The sequence below is a fragment of the Streptomyces sp. FXJ1.172 genome (assembly GCF_001636945.3).
GTDB lineage: Bacteria > Actinomycetota > Actinomycetes > Streptomycetales > Streptomycetaceae > Streptomyces.
This window is the reverse complement of the sequence record NZ_CP119133.2, coordinates 6300766-6318904: the sequence shown is the minus strand read 5'-3', so window position 1 is coordinate 6318904 and position 18139 is coordinate 6300766. Positions and strand designations below refer to the sequence as shown.

Below are 18139 nucleotides of genomic sequence, written 5' to 3'. Positions count from 1 at the left end.
ACCCCCGTTCAGCGGCACCCCGCCCGGCCGCCCACAAAGGGCGCCGGTTCCCGTCCCCGCGCAGGATGCAGTCAGAGGAAGACACCCGCCGACCGGGCGGGCGCCATGGCCCGAGCACTCGGGAGGACCCGCCGTGACCGTCAGTCTGGAGCAGTTGCGACGCTGCCACTTCGCCGTCGACCTGGGCGCGGCCCGCACCCGGATCTATGTGAAGGGCGCCGGTCTCGTCGTGGACCAGCCCTCGGCCGCCGCCGTGAACAGCCGTACCGGCGCGCTGATCGCCGTGGGCGAGTTCGCGGAGAAGATGACGGGGCGGACGCCGGACTACATCCGGGTGGCGCGGCCCATCGCCGGCGGCACGGTGGTCGACATCGAGATGGCCCAGCGCATGCTGCGCCAGTTGCTCGGTGACAAGATGCGCCGGGCCCTGCGCCGCAATCTGCGGCTGCGCGCGGCGGCCTGCACCCCGCACGACGCCGATCCGCTGGCCCAGCGGGCGACGATCGAGACGCTGGTCGGGCTGGGGGCGCGCAAGGTCGAGCTGGTGGACACGCTGATCGCCGCCGCCGTGGGGTGCGGGCTGCCGGTCGAGCGCCCGGAGGCCACCATGATCATGGTGTGCGGGGCCGCCGCCACGCAGGTGGCCGTCCTCTCCCTCGGCTCCATCGTCACCGCCGAGCGGATCCCGGTCGGCGGTGAGGCCGTGGACCACGCGATCGTGCAGCATCTGCGGCACGAGCACGAGCTGATGCTGCCCAGCCAGTCGGTACGGCCGCTGCAACTGGCCCTGTCGGGCAACGGGTTGACCCCGCACGGTCCGGCGCAGACCGAGATCCACGGGCGGGACGTGGCGACCGGGCTGGCGCGCAGCGTACGTGTCGACACCGCCGCCGTGCGGGAGGCGATCCAGACCCCGCTGACCGCCGTCCTGGACGGCATCGGCAAGGTGCTGCGCGGCTGCCCGCCCGACCTGGTGGCCGACCTCGCCGACCGCGGGATCATGATGGTCGGCGGTTCGGCGCTGCTGCCCGGCTTCGACGAGATGCTGCGGGAGGCCACCGGGATGCCGGTGCACATCGCCGAGCGGCCCGACATCTGCGCGGCCCAGGGCATCGGCGACATGCTGGAGGGCCGTATCGAACCGCTGGTCCTCAACCCCCTGGCCGCCTGAGCCGCGCGGCTCCCGTACGGCCCTGTGGCCCGTGCGGGCCGTGCGGGCCGTGCGGGCTGCGATCCCGTCCCGCACCTGCCGCCGCCGTGAGGCCCGGCCACAGGTCACCGGTCACCGGTCACGGGTTCCGGCCACCAGCAGCACGGCGATCGCCCCCACGCCCATGAGCAGGTACCCGGAAGCGGTCAGGGATCCCAGCGTGCCCAGGACGGCGACCCCCAGCGCCGAGCCGCCCTGCCGGATGCCGTTGAGGGCGCCCTGGCTGGTGGCGGCGTACTCCGGCGGCGCGGCGACGGCGACCGCGGCGGCGGCGCCCGGGATGGACAGCGTGCCGGTCGCGGCGAGTGCCAGTTCGGCGGCGACGATCAGCGGCAGCGGCGGGTGGTGGCCCGCCGCGCAGGCCAGCAGCATGCCCGCGACGACCGCGGCGGCCATGCCGGTCAGCAGCACGGGACGGGGGCCGTAGCGGGCCACGAGCCGGCCGGTGAAGACCGGCATCACGCACACGGGGAACGCCATCGGCAGCGCGGCCAGTCCGGCCTTGAGCGGGGTCAGGTCGTAGGTGCGCTGGAGCCATACGGCGAGCAGGTACATGCCGCCGAAGTAGGCGAAGCAGGACACAGCGGCGGCGGCCATCGCGGCCCGCACCCGCGGCAGGGCGAGCAGCGTCGGCGGCAGCACCGGGGCGGCCACCCGGCGCTCCACGACGGCGAGCGCGACGAAGGAGCCGAGCGCGGCGGCGAGCGGAAGCAGGGCGCGCGGCGCGCTCCAGCCCTCGATGCCGGCCTCGACCAGCCCGAAGGTGAGCAGGCCCAGACCAGCGGTGGACAGCACCAGGCCCGGCCGGTCCAGGGCCCGTACGGCCCGTACGGGCGGCGCGGGCAGCCGGCCGGCGAGGAGCAGCGCGGCCAGGGCGAGGGGCGGGTTGACGAGGAACACCAGCCGCCAGCCGCCGAGTTCGACCAGCGCACCGCCCAGCACGGGGCCGGCGGCGGCACCCAGGCCGCTGAGCGCGGCCCAGGCGCCGATGGCGCGGGTACGGCGGGCGGGGTCGGGGTGCAGGTGGATGAGGAGCGCCAGGGAGGCGGGGACCAGACCGGCACCGGCTGCACCGAGCAGCGCCCGCCCGGCGATCAGGGCCCCCGCGCCGGGGGCGAGGGCACACGCGACGGACAGCACGGCGAACAGTGCGAGGGCCACGGTGTAGACGCGGCGGGCGCCCCAGCGGTCGGCGATGACACCGCCGGCCAGCAGCAGCCCGGCGAAGACGACGGTGTAGGCGTCCACGGTCCAGGGCAGCGCGGCGGCGCCCGGCCGCAGCGAGGTCCGGATGTCGGGTACGGCGACGTTGAGGATCGAGGTGTCCATCAGGACGAGGAGGTTCCCGGTGGCGATCCCGGCGAAGGCGAGCCGGGCGGCGGCGCGGGGGCCGGGGCCGGCCGGGGGCGCGGACGGTCTGGACTTGGCAGGGGCTGTGGTCATGCGTGCAGCGTGTCCCGGAGCCGGGCGGGCCCGCGACGCCGTAAGTCCGATGCCCCCATCGGAGAGTCCGATGGGGAGATACCCTGCCCCTCGTGGACTCCCGCTATCTGCGCGCCTTCGTCGCCGTCGTCGAACACGGCGGCATCTCCGCCGCGGCCCAGGCCCTCGGCTACGCCCAGTCCAGTGTGAGCGCCCAACTCAAGCGCCTGGAAGCCGACTTGGGCGTGAACCTACTGGTGCGGGCGGGCACCGGGGCCGTGCTCACCGAGGCCGGTACCCGGCTGTTGCCGTACGCGCGCGAGGCACTGGAGCTGGAGGAGCGGATGCGGCGGGCGGCCCGCGGTGAGCGGACCCGGCTCAGGATCGGCGCGCAGGAGTCGCTGGCCCACGCGTGGTTGCCCGAGGTGCTGGCCGCCCTGGAGTACGGGGCGAGCGGCCCGGACACCGGCGCGGACGTCGTCCTCACGGTGGCGACGCGCGCGGTGCTGGACCGGGCTTTCGGGGCGGGCGAGTTGGACCTGGTCTTCCAGTACGACAACGGCGTCCGCTCGGTCCGCCCGCACGCGGTCGTGGGGCACGACCGTACGGTGCTGGTGGCGGCGCCGAGCCATCCGCTGGCCCGGCAGCCGACGGTGACGCCCGAAAGCCTGCTGCGCCACGACTTCCTGGTGGCCGAACTCGGCTGCACCTCACAGATGCTGGTGGACCGCTTCGGCCGGGATCTGCTGGCGGGTGCTCAGCAGACCCTGCTCCAGGGCTCGATGGCGGCTCTTCTGCGCCTGCTCGGCCACGGGCACGGCGTCACCCTGCTGCCGCATCTGACGGTCGCACGGGAGCTGGAGGAGGGCGGCCTGGTCGAGCTGCGGCTGGCCGAAGCGATCCGCCCGGTCAGCATCATCGCCCAGTGGCACCCGCGCCTGGGCCCCGCCGAACGCGCCGTGCACGCGCTGCTCGAGCTGGCCCGCCGCGCGGACCCGCTGCCCGAGGTGACCCGGGCGGCCCGCGCGTCCTGAGCCCCGGTGATCAGTACGGCAGGATGCGCCCCGACGGGGTCCTGCGGTCGATCTCCTGCTCGCGGCGGGGAGCGGCGGGACGCCGGCTGACACGTACCCGGATCCGACGGTCCATGACGCCCTCCTTCTGTCCGTACGGCTGTGTCCGTACGACCGGCCGTGGATGCCGGTAGCAGGTGCGTGCCCATGACACGCGTACTTCAAGCATGATCCGGCCAACTCGTCGGCGGGTTCAGGGAAGAGACGGGCGGACTACCCGCCGAGCAGGTCGGCGAGTTGGGTGCGGGAGCCGATGCCGAGCTTGGGGAAGGCCCGGTAGAGGTGGTGCCCCACCGTGCGCGGGCTCAGCAGCAGTTGGGTGGCGATCTCCCGGTTGGTCGCACCGGTCGCGGCGAGTCGCACGACCTCGCGCTCCTGCGGACTCAGCCGTGCGAGCGGCGAGTCCGCGGCGAGCGCCGGGTCGTGGTGCTCGCCCGCCGCACGCAGCTCGGTCCGGGCACGCCGCGACCATGGCTGCGCGCCCACCCGGTCGAAGTGCTCGAGCGCGGCGTGCAGCCGGTCGCGCGCGTCGAGTTTGCGGCGCTGTCGGCGCAGCCACTCGCCGTAGAGCAGTTCGGTGCGGGCTCGCTCGAAGCTGTCGTCGGCCGGATGCAGGCCGAGGGCGGCGAGGTAGTGTTCCTCGGCCCGGGGAGTCGGTGCGGTCAGGGCCGTGCAGCGGCGGGACTGCGCGCTGACCGCGGCTTGCCCGAGGGCGTCCGCGCAGGCCGCGAGAGCCTCCGCGGGCGCCTTCGCCCGCTCCGGGTGGCCGGCCCGCACGGCGGCCTCGACCAGGTCGGGCAGCAGGTGACGGGCCAGCAGCGGGTGACCGGCCGCCTCCCGTGCGGCCTCCAGCCGGTCCAGCGCCCGCTGGGCCTGCCCAGAACCGAGGTCGAGCAGGCCCAGCGCCCAGAGCGCGTCGGAGGTGCCCCGGCCGACGCCGCGCGGGCGGGTGTACTCCAGGGCGCGGTCGGCGAGTTCGCGCGTGTGGTCCTGCTCACCACGGGCCGCGGCCAGTACGGCGAGCAGGGCGCGCAGATGGGCGACCCGGTGGTCGAGGTCGTAGTAGTCGGCGAGCCGGAGCGCCTCGGTGGCATGCGCCAGGGCGTCGCCGCGCCGGCCGAGCGCGAGTTCCACCTGGGCGAGCAGGTGCAAAGTGGTGGGCAGCCAGCCGCCGACGCCGCGGTCGCGGCAGTGCACCACGGCGGCGGTGGCGACCTGGTGCGCAGCCCCGTGGTCGGCGAGCAGGTGGCAGTAGTGCCCGGTCATCAGCTGGTCCATCAGGTCGGCTCGGGCGCGGCCGCAGGCGGCCACCAGCTCGCGCAGCGGCCGCTGCGCGCCGCGTACTGCGCCGACGTCGGGGACCGTGGGTACGCCATCGGTGGCCGCCCGGCCGTCCTTGCGCGGGCCCGCCGCCGCGGCGTCGGCGAAGAGGTACGCCGGCACCGCGAGGACCGGCAGGTCCGGCGAGCGGGCCGCGATCTGGGTGATCAGTGTCGCGTCCCCTGCGGCGAACGCCGCGTGCAGCGCGTCTGTCAGCAGCACGGGGATCTTGTCGGGGCGCTGCGCCGCGGTCGCGTCCGCGCTCTCGGCGAGTAACCGGGCGGCCTGCGCCGGGCTGCCGAAGCCGAGTTCGACCACGGCCCGCAGGCGGGCGAAGTCCGCCGCCATGCCGACATCCCGCAGCGGCTGTGGCACTTGGCCGGCGAGGGCGGCGCAACGCTCGTCCTGTCCGGCCTCGCTGGCCCGCTGCGCCGCGCCGATCAGGCGCCTCGCCCGCAGCGCCGGGTCCGAGGTGAGCTGTGCGGCCCGCTCGTAGGCGGCGGAGGCCGACGCCATCGCCTGCCGGCTGCCCGCCCATTCGGCGACCCGCTCCAGCTCCGCAGCCACCCGCTCGTCCGGCCCGGTCGCCGCCGCGGCCAGGTGCCAGGCCCGGCGGTGCGCCTGCCCGGCGCCGTCCAGCGTCTTGGCCAACGCCCGGTGCGCCGCGATCCGCTCCGCGAGCGGCGCCCCCCGGTAGGCGGCGAACCGGACCAGAGGATGCCGGAAGCGCAGCCCCGCGCGGGACACGGCCAGCAGCCCGGCCCGCTCGGCGGGCGCCAGATCCTCGACCGCTCCCCCGAGCCGGGCGGCCGCCGCCAGGACCGTGTTCAGGTCGCCGGTGTCGTCCGCGGCGGCCACCGCAAGGATCCGACGGGTGGCGTGGGGCAGGTGGTGGATCTGCTCAGCGAGCGCCTCCTGCAGCCGGCTCGGCAGTGCCGGAGGGCCGTCCGGCATGGCCAGCGGCCCCAGTTGACCGGACCGCTGTGCCGGGGTGAGCGCTGCGGACAGCTCCCGCAGCGCCAGCGGGTTGCCTCGCGCCTGGTCGATGACCCGTTCGGCGACGTGGGGCGCGAGCCCGGGCAGCAGCGCCGCGGCCGCCGTCCGGTCGATGCCGGTGACGTGGAGCCGGGGTAGCGCCCGCGCCGTGCTTCCGGGCGAGTCGCCGCGGGCGGCGAAGAGCATCACGACGCCCTCGGCGCGCAGCCTGCGCGCGGCGAACGTCAGCACGTCGGCGGACGGCTGGTCGAGCCACTGCAGGTCGTCGACCAGGCAGAGCAGGGGCGTGTCGGCGGCGGCCTCGGCGAGGACGGACAGCGCGGCGAGGGCGACGGTCAGCCGGTCCTGCACCGGCGCGTCGACGAGGCCGAAGACGGAACGCAGCGCCTGGGCCTGTGGGCCGGGCAGCCGGTCGAGCATGTGCAGGACCGGCAGGAAGAACTGGTGCAGCCCGCTGAAGCCCAGCTCCATCTCGGACTCGATGCCCTCGACACGCAGCACCCGCAGGCCGTCCGCACGGGCGGCGGCGTGCTCGAGGAGCGCGGTCTTGCCTATGCCGGCCTCGCCGTGCAGCAGTAAGGCGCCGCTCTCACCGCACCGGGCGCCGGCGAGCAGCAGCTCGATCCGCCGCAGCTCCTCGTCGCGTCCCTGCATCCGTGCGCCCCCGGATCCGCCGGCCCGGCCGCCCACGGGCCTCGTTGATCATCACTGTACGCGGACCGGGCGGGACGGAGCCGGGGGCGGCGGCGCTGCGTCTACGGCTCCCGCTCGGCCACCGGCGCCGACCAGATCATCCGGATCTCCGTGGTCCGGTAGCCGGCCCGGGCGAATGCGGCCGCCATCGGGGCGTTCCCGGTGTCGGTGGTGGCGGTGATCAGTTCGGCGCCCGCCTGCGCGTGGCTCCGGGTGACCTCGGCCAGCAGGTCGTCCACATAGCCGCGGCCGCGGAACTCGGGCAGTACGCCGAGGAATCCGACGTTCCGGGCGTACGGCGTTGCGGAGGGGATCGCCAGGCCGGCGAGCCGCCCGTCGGGACCGTACGCAAGCCGCCACCACTCCCGCTCGCCCGGGCAGCCGAGATAGAACTTCAGCTCCTCTCGGGCGGCCGCCTCGACGCCCAGCGCGGCGACGTTCCGGCGGGTCTCGTCGTCCAGGCTGCCGACCGCGATCCGGCGGAACACCGCGAGGAACTCCTCGTCCGACGCGGGGGCGAAGGTGAGCCGGTTCCCGCCCCTCGGCGGCACATCGCCGACCGCCCACTCCAGCCGCAGCCGCTCCACCTCGTGACTGAGGCCGGCGGCCCGTGCGGCGGACCGGCGCCAGGCCACTGATGCCGCCGCCACCGGGTCGTCGCGCCAGCCGACCGGCAGCGTCAGGTTGTACAGCGGCGGCTTCGGCGCGCCCGCGGCGGCGAACGCCCGCAGCCCGGCGGTGAGCAGCCCGGTCGCCACCTGGGCCCGGTCCCCCGCCGCCGGGTCGACGTGCAGGCAGTCCAAGGCGACCGGGTGGGCGCTGTCCGCCCGGCCCCACCACAGGGCACGGGCCTGCAGCCGTCCGTCGTCGTCCTCGGCGATCCAGGTCCACTCCGGCCGGTACATCCCCTTCCCGAACTCGTCCCGGTAGCGGTCGGCGCCGATCCAGCCGACGGGCTCGGGGACTGTCACCGCGGCGACGCGGTCGACCTCGGCCCCGGTCGTGGGTCGAAACAGCATCAGTGCGCCTGGTGCCGGACGTAGCTGGTCAAGGTGGTGCCGGTGAGGAAGACCCTGGAGTCGCAGAGCTGCCAGTCGGCGGGGGCGAACGGGGCGCGGAACAGCGGGATGCCGCTGCCGTGCACCACCGGGTAGCGCTTCACCACCAGTTCGTCGATCTCGCCCAGCAACTGCCCGGCGAGGCCGGCCCCGCCGCACAGCCAGATGCCCGCGCCCGGCTGCCGCTTGAGGCCGCGGACGAACTCCACCGGGTCCCCCGACACCACCTCCACCTCGGGATCGGTCGGGGACAGTGTGGAGGAGAAGACGTACTGCCGCAGGTGCGCATAGGGACTGGTGACCCCGATCCGCAAGGCGGGTTCGTAGGTGGCGCGGCCCATGAGGATGGTGTCGAAGACCTTGTTGGGCACGCCGGTGAGCCCGAGGGCCTCGCGGGCGTGGGTGGGGATCGTCTCGGGGTACTCGCTGAGGATCGCGTCCTTGAGATCGCCGTCGAATCCGGACGAATCGGTCTCCCCGTCCGGTCCGGCGATGAAACCGTCGAGGCTGCAGCCGATGTAGTAGGTGAGCCGGCGCATGGGCGGCCTTTCGTTTCGGTGGGTGACCGTCGGGCCCTGGACGACCGACGAGGACGACCCGAACCTAGGCCGCGGCCGCCTTCCCGGGCATCGGTCACAGCGACCCAATGTGCCGGCCCGAAGTGCGGAGCCGGCGTGCCGCAGCCGGCCGGCCGAGGAAGCACCGGGTCAGTCGGAGGCGGCGGAGGCGGTCTCGGTGAGGGCGTCGAGTCGGGCGGCGAGGTCGGGGTGGAGGTGGGTCAGGTAGGGGCGAGTGGCGTTCAGCGGGCGGACGAGGGCGGCGGGGTCGTCCTGGGCGAGGGCCGCGTCGAGCTGGCTGACGGGGCCGCGGGCGGCGGCGGGGAGCTGGGTGAGGGCGGTGATCTGGCCGGCGATGCGGCGCAGGTCGGCGGCGTTGTTCCGGGCCCAGGCGGTGAGGGCGCGGTCGGCGGCGCGGCGTTCGCGGGTGGCCTGGACGCGTTGTTCGCCGGTGGCGCCGATGGGGCCGGGCCGGCCTCGCAGGTAGCGGCGTTCGGCGGCCTGGCGGCTGGCGACGCCGAGCGGGTGGGCGAGGTCGGCCCAGCTGGCTCCCGCGTCGCGGGCGGTTTCGATCAGGCCGGTCTCCCAGCCGGCGAGCTGCTCGCGAATCTGCCGCAGCAGCAGCAGTGAGGCCAGGGCCTGCTCCGGGTCGGGGCCGGCGTCCGGGGCGTCGCGGGTCTCTTGCCGGGCAGCGTGCAGAGCGTCGTCTATGGCGTGCAGGGCCGCGGCGGCGGCGAGGAACGAGGCCGGGCTGCGGCCGCCGGTGCTGGAAGAGGCCGGGTGGTCGGCTGCTGCCATGGGCACCCCCTTCAGCGTGTCGTCCGTTCGATGACATCATGTTTGTCATCCATTGGATGACATGTTACAACGGTTCAGTGAGGCGCATTGGCAGCAACTGCCCGAACCTTCTGGAGGTGTTTCACGATGTTGATGCGCACCGATCCCTTCCGTGAACTCGACCGGCTGGCTCAGCAGATGATGGGTCCGGGCACCTGGTCACGGCCGTCCGCGATGGCGATGGACGCCTACCGCGAAGGTGACCAGTACGTGGTGGCCTTCGACCTGCCGGGCGTCAGCCCCGAGGCGATCGACATCGACGTCGAGCGGAACATGCTGACCGTCAAGGCCGAGCGCCGCCCCGTCGCCAAGGGCGACGACGTGCAGATGGAACTCTCCGAGCGGCCCCTGGGCGTCTTCTCCCGCCAGATCGTGCTCGCCGACACCCTCGACACCGAGCACATCACGGCCGACTACGACGCCGGAGTGCTCACCCTGCGCATCCCGATCGCCGAGCGCGCCAAGCCCCGCAAGATCTCCATCGGCCTCGGATCCGGCCGCAAGGAGATCTCCGGCTGACCGCAGGCGACAGAGGCCGATCAGCAGCGGAGGGCGGGCATCCCCCACTCCCGCCCTCCGCACACACCGCAGCACAAAAGCCGAAGAAGGGCGGCGGCCGACGTGACCCTGCACATCGAAACGTTCCTCGACCAGGTCAAGGAACGCGGCGAGTACAACAGTGAGCAGGAAGCAGAACGCGCGGCTCGCGTGGTCCTCGCCCTGCTCGGCGCGCACCTGGTCGGCGAGGTACGCGCCCAGCTGGCGGCACGCCTGCCGGAGGGCCTCGCCCAGATCCTGCTCAATCCGCTGCAAAGCGCCGAACCGCTGCCACCGGAGCGGTTCGTGCGGGCGACGGCAGCCTGGATCGAGGGCGCCACCGAGCAGACCGCGGCCTGGGACGTCAGCGCCGTCCTCAGCACCGTCGCCGACGCCGCCGGTGACGACCTCCTGGGGCGCATCCTGCTCCAGCTCCCCGCAGGCTACGACCTGCTCTTCGGCCACCCCCAGCCCACCTGACCACCCCAACCCGCCGGCCGCACACCCATGCGGCCGGCACCCCGGCAAGAGAAAGGGAACCACCGAAGTGATGTCCGACCGGCGTGCATCGCTTGAGCACCTGCCCGTGATGACATTCGAGCAGATGCTGGACAAGGTCCGCCACGAAGGCGCCTACCCCACCCGGGAACAGGCCGAGGAAGCCGTACGTCTCGTCGTTTCCGGACTCGGACGCCAGCTGACCGGCGAGGAACGCGTCGAACTGGCCGCACGCCTGCCCCGGGAGGCCGCACGCATCCTCGCCGAACAGATCCCCGACACCCAGCCGCTGACCGGCTGGGCCTTCGTCAAGGACCTCGCCGCCCGCAGCGGCGCCAGCCTGGCCACCACCCGCTGGGACACCGGCTCCGTCCTCGCCGCCGTCGCCGCCTCGGCCGGCCCCGAACTACTCACCCGCATCCTGCGCCAACTCCCCACCGGCTACGCGCTGTTGTTCGGCCGCGCCGAACTCACCCAGGCAGCCTGAACACGCGCCTCGAAGCCTTGATGCCGTGACTCGCCGCTCTGAGCGCGCAGTTGCTCGTTGATGCCCCGGGCATCTTCGAGCTGGTCTTCGAGGATGACGATGCGGCAGGCGGCCTCGACGGGAGTGCCCTGGTCGACGAGTTCGCGGGGTAGTCGTCGTCATCGAGATTGCCGACGGGACGGGTGCCGGCGAGGCCGCGACGCTGCTGCGGCGCGCGCCAGAGCGGGTGCCCGGTGTGGCGCTCGGCGTGGACTGTGTGCGGGGCCTGCATCCGGAGCCGGGTTTCGCCGAGCCGGCGCCCGGCCGCCGGCCGCACGGGGCGGTGCCGGACGCCGCGCTGCCGGTGCCGCCCGAGGACCCGCCGGCCGAGGTACTGGCCGAGCACCCGCCAGTCGAGGTGCCGGCCGTGCACGCCCGCCTGCCGGGCCGCACGGCCCGAGGAGGCGCTCGTACGGCCCGGCGAGGCCTCGCTGCGCCGCCTGGCCGGCCGCTACGGGATACCGCTCGCGGCCACCGCCGCCGTGGGCGACATGCCCGGCGATATGCCCGACGACCTGCCGATGCTGCGGGTCGCGGGGCCGGCCGCGGGGCCTGCCACGGCCGATGGCGAACGCCCACCCCGAGGTGCCGGCCGTCGCCGGTCTCGTCCTGCCGGAGAACGAGCGGGAGGGTGTGGCGCGGCTCCTGTCCGGGATCCGCGCGGCCCTGCCCGGACAGAAGTCCGACACGGGGTCAGCGGCCTGACGCCCCGTCGGACAGGGCCTCGCCCGACGCCACCGTGCGGGCCGCCGGCCTCGCCGGGGGCCGGATCTTGAGCTGAGCGGGTGAGCGGTGGCCACCGCTGCGGTGTGGCGGCCACCGTACTCGTGTACTCGCAGGTCATATCGATTCTGCACAGACCTGCGCTGGTGGGGCGGGTGGGACTCGAACCCACGGCCGACGGATTATGAGTCCTTCGGGGATCTTGGCGGCCCTTGTCGATCAACGCTCATCCTGGGCGTTTCGCAGTTCAGAGCCGGTGAGCAGTGCCGGGGCTTCCCGAGCCTTGTCAGTCTGTTCCTATCCTTGCGTCCCAACCGCGTCCCGACACCGTCCCGGATGGACACGCCCGGCCGGCTCAGCAGCCGTCTCCCCTGCTCGGAAAGGGCGCTACAAGGTGGGCGCGGGCCACGGGCACCTTGCGTCCAGGGCCAAGCCGCCCGACCCAACACGAAGCGTGACGCCATGTCAACAAGCCCGAACCAGCACACCGCTCAACTTCGAAGACCCGGACAACCGCCGTCGGCGATCGTCATGGTCTTTCCGACGGCAGCCTTCGCACCGGATTCCTCCCACGCCTTACAGTCGTTACGGTTGCCAGGGACTGGCTCGCCGACGGCGACGACGAGACGGCTGTCGGCGTCGCTGACGACCTGGTGGTTGGTGGAGTAGCGGTAGTTCTTCGACTGCTCGGCAACCGTGTGATCACGGGTGGGCACCAGGGTGCCCTCCACGATGAGCACAGTGTTCCTTCCGGAACCGTCGGCGGGGGTGGAGCGCGAGCCGTGGGCCGAGGTGGTTGATGACGCGGTCCGCAGCCGACTTGGAGACACCGAACAATGGAGCGATCTGGCGCAGCGTCAAGTTCGTCCGCCAGTAGGCCGCGAAGAGCAGCAGCCGGTCCTCCACGGAGAGACCCCAGGGCCGCCCCGGGCGCACCTTGCCGGCTTCCCCGTGCCGCAGCACGGTCACCAGCTTGCGAAACTGGCGCGGGCTGAGCCCTGTGAACGGGGTTATCCAGGACGGCTCCGACGCCGTGATCACACCAGCCACTGCGAGATCATCTCACCCGTGACCAGCAGATACGTTCCAGCTCTCACCCGATCCCGGTAGCCGTCGAGGCCAGGGACAGGACCAGTGCACCGAGTACGCCCACGGCGCCGTAGAGGCGCATCTTGCGCCGATCATCGTGTTGGCGGACGTACTGCGCGGTGGCCCCCGCGAAGGCCAGACCACCGACGATGAACCACGGCCCCCACAAGTAGAGGTACCAACCGGTCAGTCCAGCCAGATCTGGCTCAACAGAGACGGCCCCCGCCTCGACCAGCACGCCGTGGACGACGAAGAGGCCGCCATGCCAGGTGAGCAGGGTCGCCGCACCACCGCCGCAGAACACCATGAGCCGGCTGATCCGCGAGCCTCGCAGTCGCGTCAGGCCGATGCCGACCAGTGCCCCGAAGAGCTTCAGGAAGCCAGTTACCACCAGGACGGTCAGGAACCATGGCACTCCATCGCGAGCAAGCTTCACCAACGACGGCGATACCGTCGACTGCGCGCCGAAGGTATCGCCCGTCGCCCAGACGAAACTGGGTACCGCGAACAAGAACCCCCACGCTGCAGCAGCGCATCCAGGCCATTTGCTCAGGTGGAGGCGGACTGCCTGGCGCGGGACAGGGCGCACTGCGTCGTCCGAGGAACGCATTGTTGGCATGGTTCGATCATGGTCCGAACCGTGACGACGTGCGTCATCCGCGCGGAGGACCCGCCTCCCCCACGAGAGCTACCTGTCGCTACCCGAGCTGCAAGCGGTCCGACTGACTCGGAACTAGCAACACCAAAGATCAGTTACGGGACAGCCCTTAAAGGGCTTCCAGATTGTCCTGCGAAGGTGAACCTTGCGGATTGAAGACGTATCTTGCGGAATCTTCTGCGGGTTGATGTCGGGCGCAGGCTTGATGTCGGTGGGCTGCGCGGGATCGTGAACTCCAGGGCAAGGTGCGTACCTTGGCTGGACACGGCATCCGGGAGGGCCGATGAGGTGTCCTAAGTGTGGGAGTTCGAATACGTCGGGTTCGCATGGAGCCCGCGGCGACTACTGGCAGTGCAAGGACTGCGGAAACAAGTGGTGGGACTTCCGGCGCCAGAGGCGCTGAGGGGCGAGGACAGGCGACGGTAAAGCACAAGGTAGGTCTTCGCAGCCTCGGCGCGCGCTGTGAAGACACACTCTTCGTCTCGCTGGTCACCGAGCCCCAGCGGCGCGAGCTCCAGCCGCATCGGACACAGATCATTAACACGTTGTTTTGATCACGCTGCTGGGGTCCCACTCAGGGCTTGAACCCGAGCCTGAAGGGCTGTGAGGGCGGAGGGCGGGGTGGCTGCCGGTGAGATGACGATGCTGTGCACCTTCAGCAGTGTCCTGATCTTGAGCAGGGTGCGGTGCGTGGCGGTGCGACTGCTGTCGAACAGCACGCCGAGGGGTTCCGCGGCCAGGGCGACCCGCAGGTGAAGGACGGCCACCAGGACCTGGTCGGGGAAGGCGAGTCGGGGCGGGCGTGCGCGCTTGACGTCGCCATCGACGGCCAAGATGTCGGTGAGTTCGCTCAGTTGCTGCCGAGTTATGCCGGTCAGGGAGGGATCGGACAGCAGAGCCTGGTCCCACTCCGGGGCCGGCTTTTGCGGAGTCCGGGGTGCTGGGACGGCAGGGTACGGAAGCCGCTACACGCACCCCCCGCCGACCACCTCGGGAAACAGCGAAGGCCCGAATCGACAGTCGATCCGGGCCTTCGCTCTCGTAGCGGGGACAGGATTTGAACCTGCGACCTCTGGGTTATGAGCCCAGCGAGCTACCGAGCTGCTCCACCCCGCGTCGGCACGGTGGACTCTACAGCACCTGTCCGGCACGCTTCCGCTCCGGGCCGTTCACAATGTAGGTTCCGGGTCCGCGTTAGCAGCGTCGGTCGATCTCCAGCAGTCGGCTAGCAATCTCCCGGGTGGCGTTAGCAGCACCTGTGGTCGGTGGCGGTGAGTCCCGGGAGCTTCTCCGCCATCCGGCCTCTTCGCCTCTTGGACGCAGCGCGATCCTCCGGTCACCCGACCGGTGGCCCGACCTGCGACTGGGGTGGTGGCAAGGCGCCGGCGATGACGGTGGTCACCATCTTGCGGACGGCGGCGGTCTGCGGCGGGGCACTTGTCCGGTCGGCGAACAGCAGGTGCCCGGCCCCGACGAGGGTGGGGGCGAGTGTGTCGATGTCGGCATCACCGGCCAGGCGCCCCGACTCCCGCTCGGCAGTGAGATATGCGGCGACCATGGCGGTGCCCTGCATGGCCAGGGGGATACCGGTCAGACCGGCCTCGCGCAGCCGGGCGCGGAGGCCGTCGCGGAAGGTGATGAGCGCGACGATTGCCACCGTGACCGGCCCGAACAGGTCCTGCAGCGCGTCAGCGAGGTTGTCCACCACGCTCCCGGTGCCGGCGGCCGCGCGCAGAGTCGTGGTCCGGTCCTCGATGCCGCGGACGCGGTCGAGGATCAGTTCCGCCAGGAAAGCGTCGAAGTCGGTGAAGTGCCGGTGGAGCACCCCCTTGGCGCAGCTCGCCTCCTCCGTGACCGCCCGGCTGGTCAACGCGTCGGGCCCGTCCCGAAGCAGGACGCGCTCGGCGGCTTCGAACAACTGGCCGCGCACATTGTGGATGTGCACCCCTGACGGCATTGTCTCCCTTTCCGCGCTGCCCCGCCTTAACAAGTGGGCAACCGCCCATTAGTGTGGGCGCATGCCCACTTTATCGCAGGGACAGCCGGACAAGTCCGGGCCCGAGCCCCACCGCCACCGGCAGACGGCCGAGTCGTTCGGCGCGGACGCCGAACGCTACGACCGCGCCCGACCGCCGTACCCTAAGGCCCTGGTGGACAGGATCGTCGCGGCAAGCCCCGGTCGGCACGTCCTCGACGTCGGAGCCGGGACCGGCATCGAGGCCCGGCAATTCCAGGCAGCCGGCTGCACGGTGCTCGGTGTCGAACCCGACGAGCGGATGGCCGCCTTCGCGCGACGCAGCCGTGTCAAGGTCGAGGTCGCCAGGTTCGAGGACTGGCAGCCGGCCGGGCGGCAGTTCGACGCGGTCATCGCCGGCACCGCCTGGCACTGGGTGGACCCCGTCGCCGGCGCGGCCAAGGCGGCCCAGGTGCTCCGGCCCGGCGGCCGACTCGCCCCCTTCCACCACGTCCCCCAGCTCCCGGCCGAGGTGATCGACGCCCTCGCCGAAGCACTCCAACGGGTCGCCCCCGACTCCCCGTTCAACCCCGGCCTGCTGAGAGGATCGGCCGTGGACGCATACCAGCCGCTGTTCGCGAAGATCGCCGACGGGATCCGGCAGGCCGGCAGCTTCAGCGAGCCCGAACAATGGCGCTTCGCCTGGGAACGCACCTACTCTCGAGAAGAGTGGCTCGACCAGCTCCCCACCTTCGGCGGCCTCACCCAACTCCCCGCAGACAAAATGGCCGAGGTCCTGGACAGCGCCGGGACCGCGATCGACAAGCTCGGCGGCCACGCCACCATGCCCTACACATCCGTCGTGATCACCTCGACCCGCTCCGAACCGGCCTGATCGCCGCAAACGTCGGGCGTCGCCGGGCACGAGCAGACTCATGCGCTCGGCGACGCCCCCAAAGAGGCGGGGCAGGTTCTCCGGCTCCTTACACCGGACCTCAGTCCATCGGTCCGTCCCGGCGAGCCACGCGATTGCTAAAGATCACCCATCGGCCCGCTGCTACTGACTTCGGCTGATCAAGGTGATGCCGTCCGTTCACCGAGGTCGAGGCCGGTTCCAGCGATGAAGCCATCGAGGGTGCCGGGCCGGTACTGGAGACGTTTGAGCCGGTTGCGGACGAGCGTCTCCAGGCAGTCGAGGGCGACGGCGGCGAGGTTGGCCAGACTCTGTTTGACGTGCGCCCACACGCCCTCGACCGGGTTGAGGTCGGGCGAGTAGGGGGGGCAGCAGGAACACTGTCAGCCACTCACGCCCAGCGATCAAGTCCCGCATCGCGCGGAAGACATGGGCGTTCAGCCGGTCCCACACCAGCACGATCGGCGCCTTGACGAGTTGGTGGGCGCCGTCGATCAGCGCGATGAAATCTCGCTCGCCCATGCTGCGGCGCATGCCCTTGTCCGCGGGATGGGTGCGCAGCCGGTGGCGCAGCCGGGTGCGTGAGCCAGGCCGCGCCGTTTTGCGAACCAGCACCTTTGTCCGCGAGTGGCGGACACGACCTCGGCCTGGAACCCTCGGAAGCCCGGGACTCCGTTGTAGACCGCGAGGGTGCGGGCTCCATGCCCCGGCGGTCACAGTCGCGCAGCGGGTCGGCCCACGACTCGAACATCCGCCGCCCGCTCCCTCGGGCGATCTCATCCGGCAGTCAGATGCCGCTTGGCGTGCCGGCGTCCTCGTCGCATACCGCAAGCACGGGTTTGCCTTCGCCACCGACACCGCAACCTCCGTCTTACTCAACGACCTGTCGATCGATCCACCAGGAAGGTACGTCTCTTCCCGTCAGGGCTGACCCCCACGTGTTGACCGGTGCTTCTCGCCGCGCAGCCCGGAACGTACCGTGCTGCGCACAACCGCCTCCTTGAACGCTGCCGCAGCGCGGCCTGTCAGGACGAACCTGCGCGGGCGGTCGTCGGCACGGGTGAACTGCACGACACCGTCGCGCCGGCCCAGGCTGATGTTGGTGAAGACGTAGCCGATCCGGACCGGCCCCGATTCCCGGCCCGTCAACCGAGCCGCGACGACATCGGCCACGCCACGGCCCATGGGCAGTGCTGCCTGGCAGGACATTCGACTTGGTTCTCCGCTCACCGATGCTCCTGCGGCGGCGTCGCCGACGGCGTACACCTCGGGATGCGAGACCGAGCGCAGGGTGGCGTCAACGAGTATCCGGCCACCGTCATCCGTGGCGAACCCTGCTTCGCGAGCCAGGTCCGGCACACGGAACCCGGTGCTCCATACGACGGCGTCGGCGGCGAACGCCCTGCCATCGAGGGTGTCCACGCCGTTGTCCCGTACGGACATGACGACGGTCTTGGGATGAATCGAGACGCCCAGCCGGTCGAGAGCGCGCCGCAGATGGGTCCGGCCTCGCGGGGCCAGCCGGGATCCGACGTCATCGGCATCGGTGAACAGCCGGACGTGCAGCCCGGGATGACTCTCGGCCAGTTCCGAGGCGGTTTCCAGCCCGGTAAGTCCTGCGCCGACCACGGCGACCGTGCCGCCGGACTCGATCTCGGCAATCCGGTGCCGCAACCGGGTCGCCTGCTCGGGGCTGGCGACGGCGTGGGCGTGTTCGGCTGCTCCCGGCACCTCGTCGAGCCGTGCCTGGCTGCCCGCCGCGTACACCAGAGTGTCGTAGACCATCACTCGTTGCTCGTCGCCCATGCACACGGTCCGGGCGGTGGTATCGATCGCGGTCACACGACCGACGACCAGTCGGACCGGTGTGCCGCTGAGCTGTTGACGCAACGGCAGTACCGCCAGTCGCTGCCCTGCGGCGAGTTGATGGAGCCGGACGCGTTCCACGAACCGGTCCGAGGCATTGACCAGCGTGACGGTGACGTCGTTGCGGCGCAGGTTGCGGGCGAGGCGCTTGGCTGCCGACAGACCGGCGTAACCGGCGCCCAGGACGACGATGCGGTGACTCATAGAAT

At 72.0% G+C, this 18139-nt stretch carries 15 protein-coding genes, 1 tRNA gene and 5 pseudogenes; 8 read left to right on the top strand and 13 right to left on the bottom strand.

The annotated features are described in order from the left end of the window. Positions 1 to 133: 133 nt before the first annotated feature. The gene (locus A6P39_RS28340) at positions 134 to 1171 is read left to right on the top strand and encodes a rod shape-determining protein (protein ID WP_067052686.1); all 1038 of its coding nucleotides are present in this window, start codon (positions 134 to 136) and stop codon (positions 1169 to 1171) included. 111 nt (positions 1172 to 1282) lie between these two features. Here A6P39_RS28340 and A6P39_RS28335 read toward each other — a convergent pair whose 3' ends face one another. Further along, complete coding sequence (locus tag A6P39_RS28335; protein ID WP_067052687.1) at positions 1283 to 2653, bottom strand: MFS transporter; 1371 nt, start codon at positions 2651 to 2653, stop codon at positions 1283 to 1285. Between the two features lie 92 nt (positions 2654 to 2745). Between A6P39_RS28335 and A6P39_RS28330 the strand changes: the two genes are divergently transcribed. Beyond that, positions 2746 to 3666, top strand: a complete 921-nt coding sequence (locus A6P39_RS28330; RefSeq protein ID WP_067052689.1) for a LysR family transcriptional regulator — start codon at positions 2746 to 2748, stop codon at positions 3664 to 3666. Between the two features lie 252 nt (positions 3667 to 3918). On the opposite strand, the gene A6P39_RS28325 is transcribed toward A6P39_RS28330, so the two are convergent. The 4 genes from A6P39_RS28325 to A6P39_RS28310 all read right to left on the bottom strand — a co-directional run bounded on the left by A6P39_RS28325 (position 3919) and on the right by A6P39_RS28310 (position 9127). Then, a complete protein-coding gene (locus A6P39_RS28325) occupies positions 3919 to 6675 on the bottom strand; it encodes a helix-turn-helix transcriptional regulator (protein WP_067052703.1) in 2757 nt (918 codons plus the stop codon). A gap of 101 nt (positions 6676 to 6776) precedes the next feature. Further along, entirely contained in the window at positions 6777 to 7733 is a 957-nt protein-coding gene (locus A6P39_RS28320) for a GNAT family N-acetyltransferase (protein ID WP_067052691.1), read from the bottom strand. After that, positions 7733 to 8311 (bottom strand): dihydrofolate reductase family protein, encoded by a 579-nt coding sequence (locus A6P39_RS28315; protein WP_067052694.1) that lies wholly within the window; start codon positions 8309 to 8311, stop codon positions 7733 to 7735. The genes A6P39_RS28320 and A6P39_RS28315 overlap by 1 nt, the downstream gene beginning before the upstream one ends. 168 nt (positions 8312 to 8479) lie before the next feature. Continuing rightward, on the bottom strand, positions 8480 to 9127 hold the full coding sequence (locus A6P39_RS28310; protein WP_275883915.1) for a type III effector protein: 648 nt from the start codon (positions 9125 to 9127) through the stop codon (positions 8480 to 8482). 126 nt (positions 9128 to 9253) lie between these two features. Here A6P39_RS28310 and A6P39_RS28305 point away from each other — a divergent pair, with 126 nt between their 5' ends. The 3 genes from A6P39_RS28305 to A6P39_RS28295 all read left to right on the top strand — a co-directional run bounded on the left by A6P39_RS28305 (position 9254) and on the right by A6P39_RS28295 (position 10688). After that, positions 9254 to 9685: an Hsp20/alpha crystallin family protein gene (locus A6P39_RS28305; protein WP_067057306.1), complete on the top strand. Its 432-nt coding sequence runs from the start codon at positions 9254 to 9256 to the stop codon at positions 9683 to 9685. 102 nt (positions 9686 to 9787) lie between these two features. Then, entirely contained in the window at positions 9788 to 10183 is a 396-nt protein-coding gene (locus A6P39_RS28300) for a DUF2267 domain-containing protein (RefSeq protein WP_275883914.1), read from the top strand. Positions 10184 to 10253: 70 nt separating this feature from the next. After that, the gene (locus A6P39_RS28295) at positions 10254 to 10688 is read left to right on the top strand and encodes a DUF2267 domain-containing protein (protein WP_107304206.1); all 435 of its coding nucleotides are present in this window, start codon (positions 10254 to 10256) and stop codon (positions 10686 to 10688) included. Here A6P39_RS28295 and A6P39_RS45570 read toward each other — a convergent pair. Then, positions 10643 to 11080 (bottom strand): annotated as a pseudogene (locus A6P39_RS45570) (hypothetical protein). The gene A6P39_RS28295 and the pseudogene A6P39_RS45570 overlap by 46 nt on opposite strands. Before the next feature lie 211 nt (positions 11081 to 11291). On the opposite strand from A6P39_RS45570, the gene A6P39_RS28285 reads away from it, so the two are divergent. Continuing rightward, positions 11292 to 11432 carry a hypothetical protein gene (locus A6P39_RS28285; RefSeq protein WP_159395925.1) on the top strand — a complete coding sequence of 47 codons (141 nt, stop codon included), beginning with the start codon at positions 11292 to 11294 and terminating at the stop codon, positions 11430 to 11432. Between the two features lie 521 nt (positions 11433 to 11953). Here the strand turns inward: A6P39_RS28285 and A6P39_RS28280 are convergent. Then, positions 11954 to 12500 (bottom strand): annotated as a pseudogene (locus A6P39_RS28280) (helix-turn-helix domain-containing protein); the annotation flags it as partial. A gap of 43 nt (positions 12501 to 12543) precedes the next feature. Next, positions 12544 to 13050: a DUF3995 domain-containing protein gene (locus tag A6P39_RS28275; protein ID WP_234378707.1), complete on the bottom strand. Its 507-nt coding sequence runs from the start codon at positions 13048 to 13050 to the stop codon at positions 12544 to 12546. 412 nt (positions 13051 to 13462) lie between these two features. On the opposite strand from A6P39_RS28275, the pseudogene A6P39_RS45565 reads away from it, so the two are divergent. Beyond that, positions 13463 to 13600: pseudogene (locus A6P39_RS45565) on the top strand (hypothetical protein); the annotation flags it as partial. A gap of 134 nt (positions 13601 to 13734) precedes the next feature. On the opposite strand, the pseudogene A6P39_RS28270 reads toward A6P39_RS45565, so the two are convergent. From A6P39_RS28270 to A6P39_RS28260, 3 genes and pseudogenes are all read right to left on the bottom strand, one after another. Beyond that, a pseudogene (locus A6P39_RS28270) lies at positions 13735 to 14156 on the bottom strand (ISAzo13 family transposase); the annotation flags it as partial. An 83-nt stretch (positions 14157 to 14239) separates the two neighbouring features. Further along, positions 14240 to 14313, bottom strand: a tRNA-Met gene (locus tag A6P39_RS28265). Between the two features lie 220 nt (positions 14314 to 14533). Next, positions 14534 to 15142, bottom strand: coding sequence for a TetR/AcrR family transcriptional regulator (locus tag A6P39_RS28260; RefSeq protein ID WP_067039376.1), 609 nt, complete (start codon positions 15140 to 15142; stop codon positions 14534 to 14536). Positions 15143 to 15215: 73 nt separating this feature from the next. Here A6P39_RS28260 and A6P39_RS28255 point away from each other — a divergent pair, with 73 nt between their 5' ends. Then, entirely contained in the window at positions 15216 to 16046 is an 831-nt protein-coding gene (locus tag A6P39_RS28255) for a class I SAM-dependent methyltransferase (RefSeq protein WP_079133109.1), read from the top strand. A gap of 179 nt (positions 16047 to 16225) precedes the next feature. Here the strand turns inward: A6P39_RS28255 and A6P39_RS28250 are convergent. Further along, positions 16226 to 16718 (bottom strand): annotated as a pseudogene (locus A6P39_RS28250) (transposase); the annotation flags it as partial. A gap of 267 nt (positions 16719 to 16985) precedes the next feature. Further along, positions 16986 to 18134, bottom strand: coding sequence for an NAD(P)/FAD-dependent oxidoreductase (locus tag A6P39_RS28245; protein ID WP_067039375.1), 1149 nt, complete (start codon positions 18132 to 18134; stop codon positions 16986 to 16988). Positions 18135 to 18139: the final 5 nt, after the last annotated feature.

What these genes read in the sequence shown, in the direction of transcription:
- A6P39_RS28255 (WP_079133109.1), top strand. Translation starts at nt 15,216, where the DNA reads ATGCCCACTTTATCGCAGGGACAGCCGGACAAGTCCGGGCCCGAGCCC.
- A6P39_RS28285 (WP_159395925.1), top strand. Translation starts at nt 11,292, where the DNA reads ATGGCGAACGCCCACCCCGAGGTGCCGGCCGTCGCCGGTCTCGTCCTG.
- A6P39_RS28295 (WP_107304206.1), top strand. Translation starts at nt 10,254, where the DNA reads ATGTCCGACCGGCGTGCATCGCTTGAGCACCTGCCCGTGATGACATTC.
- A6P39_RS28335 (WP_067052687.1), bottom strand. Translation starts at nt 2,653, where the DNA reads ATGACCACAGCCCCTGCCAAGTCCAGACCGTCCGCGCCCCCGGCCGGC.
- A6P39_RS28245 (WP_067039375.1), bottom strand. Translation starts at nt 18,134, where the DNA reads ATGAGTCACCGCATCGTCGTCCTGGGCGCCGGTTACGCCGGTCTGTCG.
- A6P39_RS28305 (WP_067057306.1), top strand. Translation starts at nt 9,254, where the DNA reads ATGTTGATGCGCACCGATCCCTTCCGTGAACTCGACCGGCTGGCTCAG.
- A6P39_RS28320 (WP_067052691.1), bottom strand. Translation starts at nt 7,733, where the DNA reads ATGCTGTTTCGACCCACGACCGGGGCCGAGGTCGACCGCGTCGCCGCG.
- A6P39_RS28325 (WP_067052703.1), bottom strand. Translation starts at nt 6,675, where the DNA reads ATGCAGGGACGCGACGAGGAGCTGCGGCGGATCGAGCTGCTGCTCGCC.
- A6P39_RS28315 (WP_067052694.1), bottom strand. Translation starts at nt 8,311, where the DNA reads ATGCGCCGGCTCACCTACTACATCGGCTGCAGCCTCGACGGTTTCATC.
- A6P39_RS28310 (WP_275883915.1), bottom strand. Translation starts at nt 9,127, where the DNA reads ATGGCAGCAGCCGACCACCCGGCCTCTTCCAGCACCGGCGGCCGCAGC.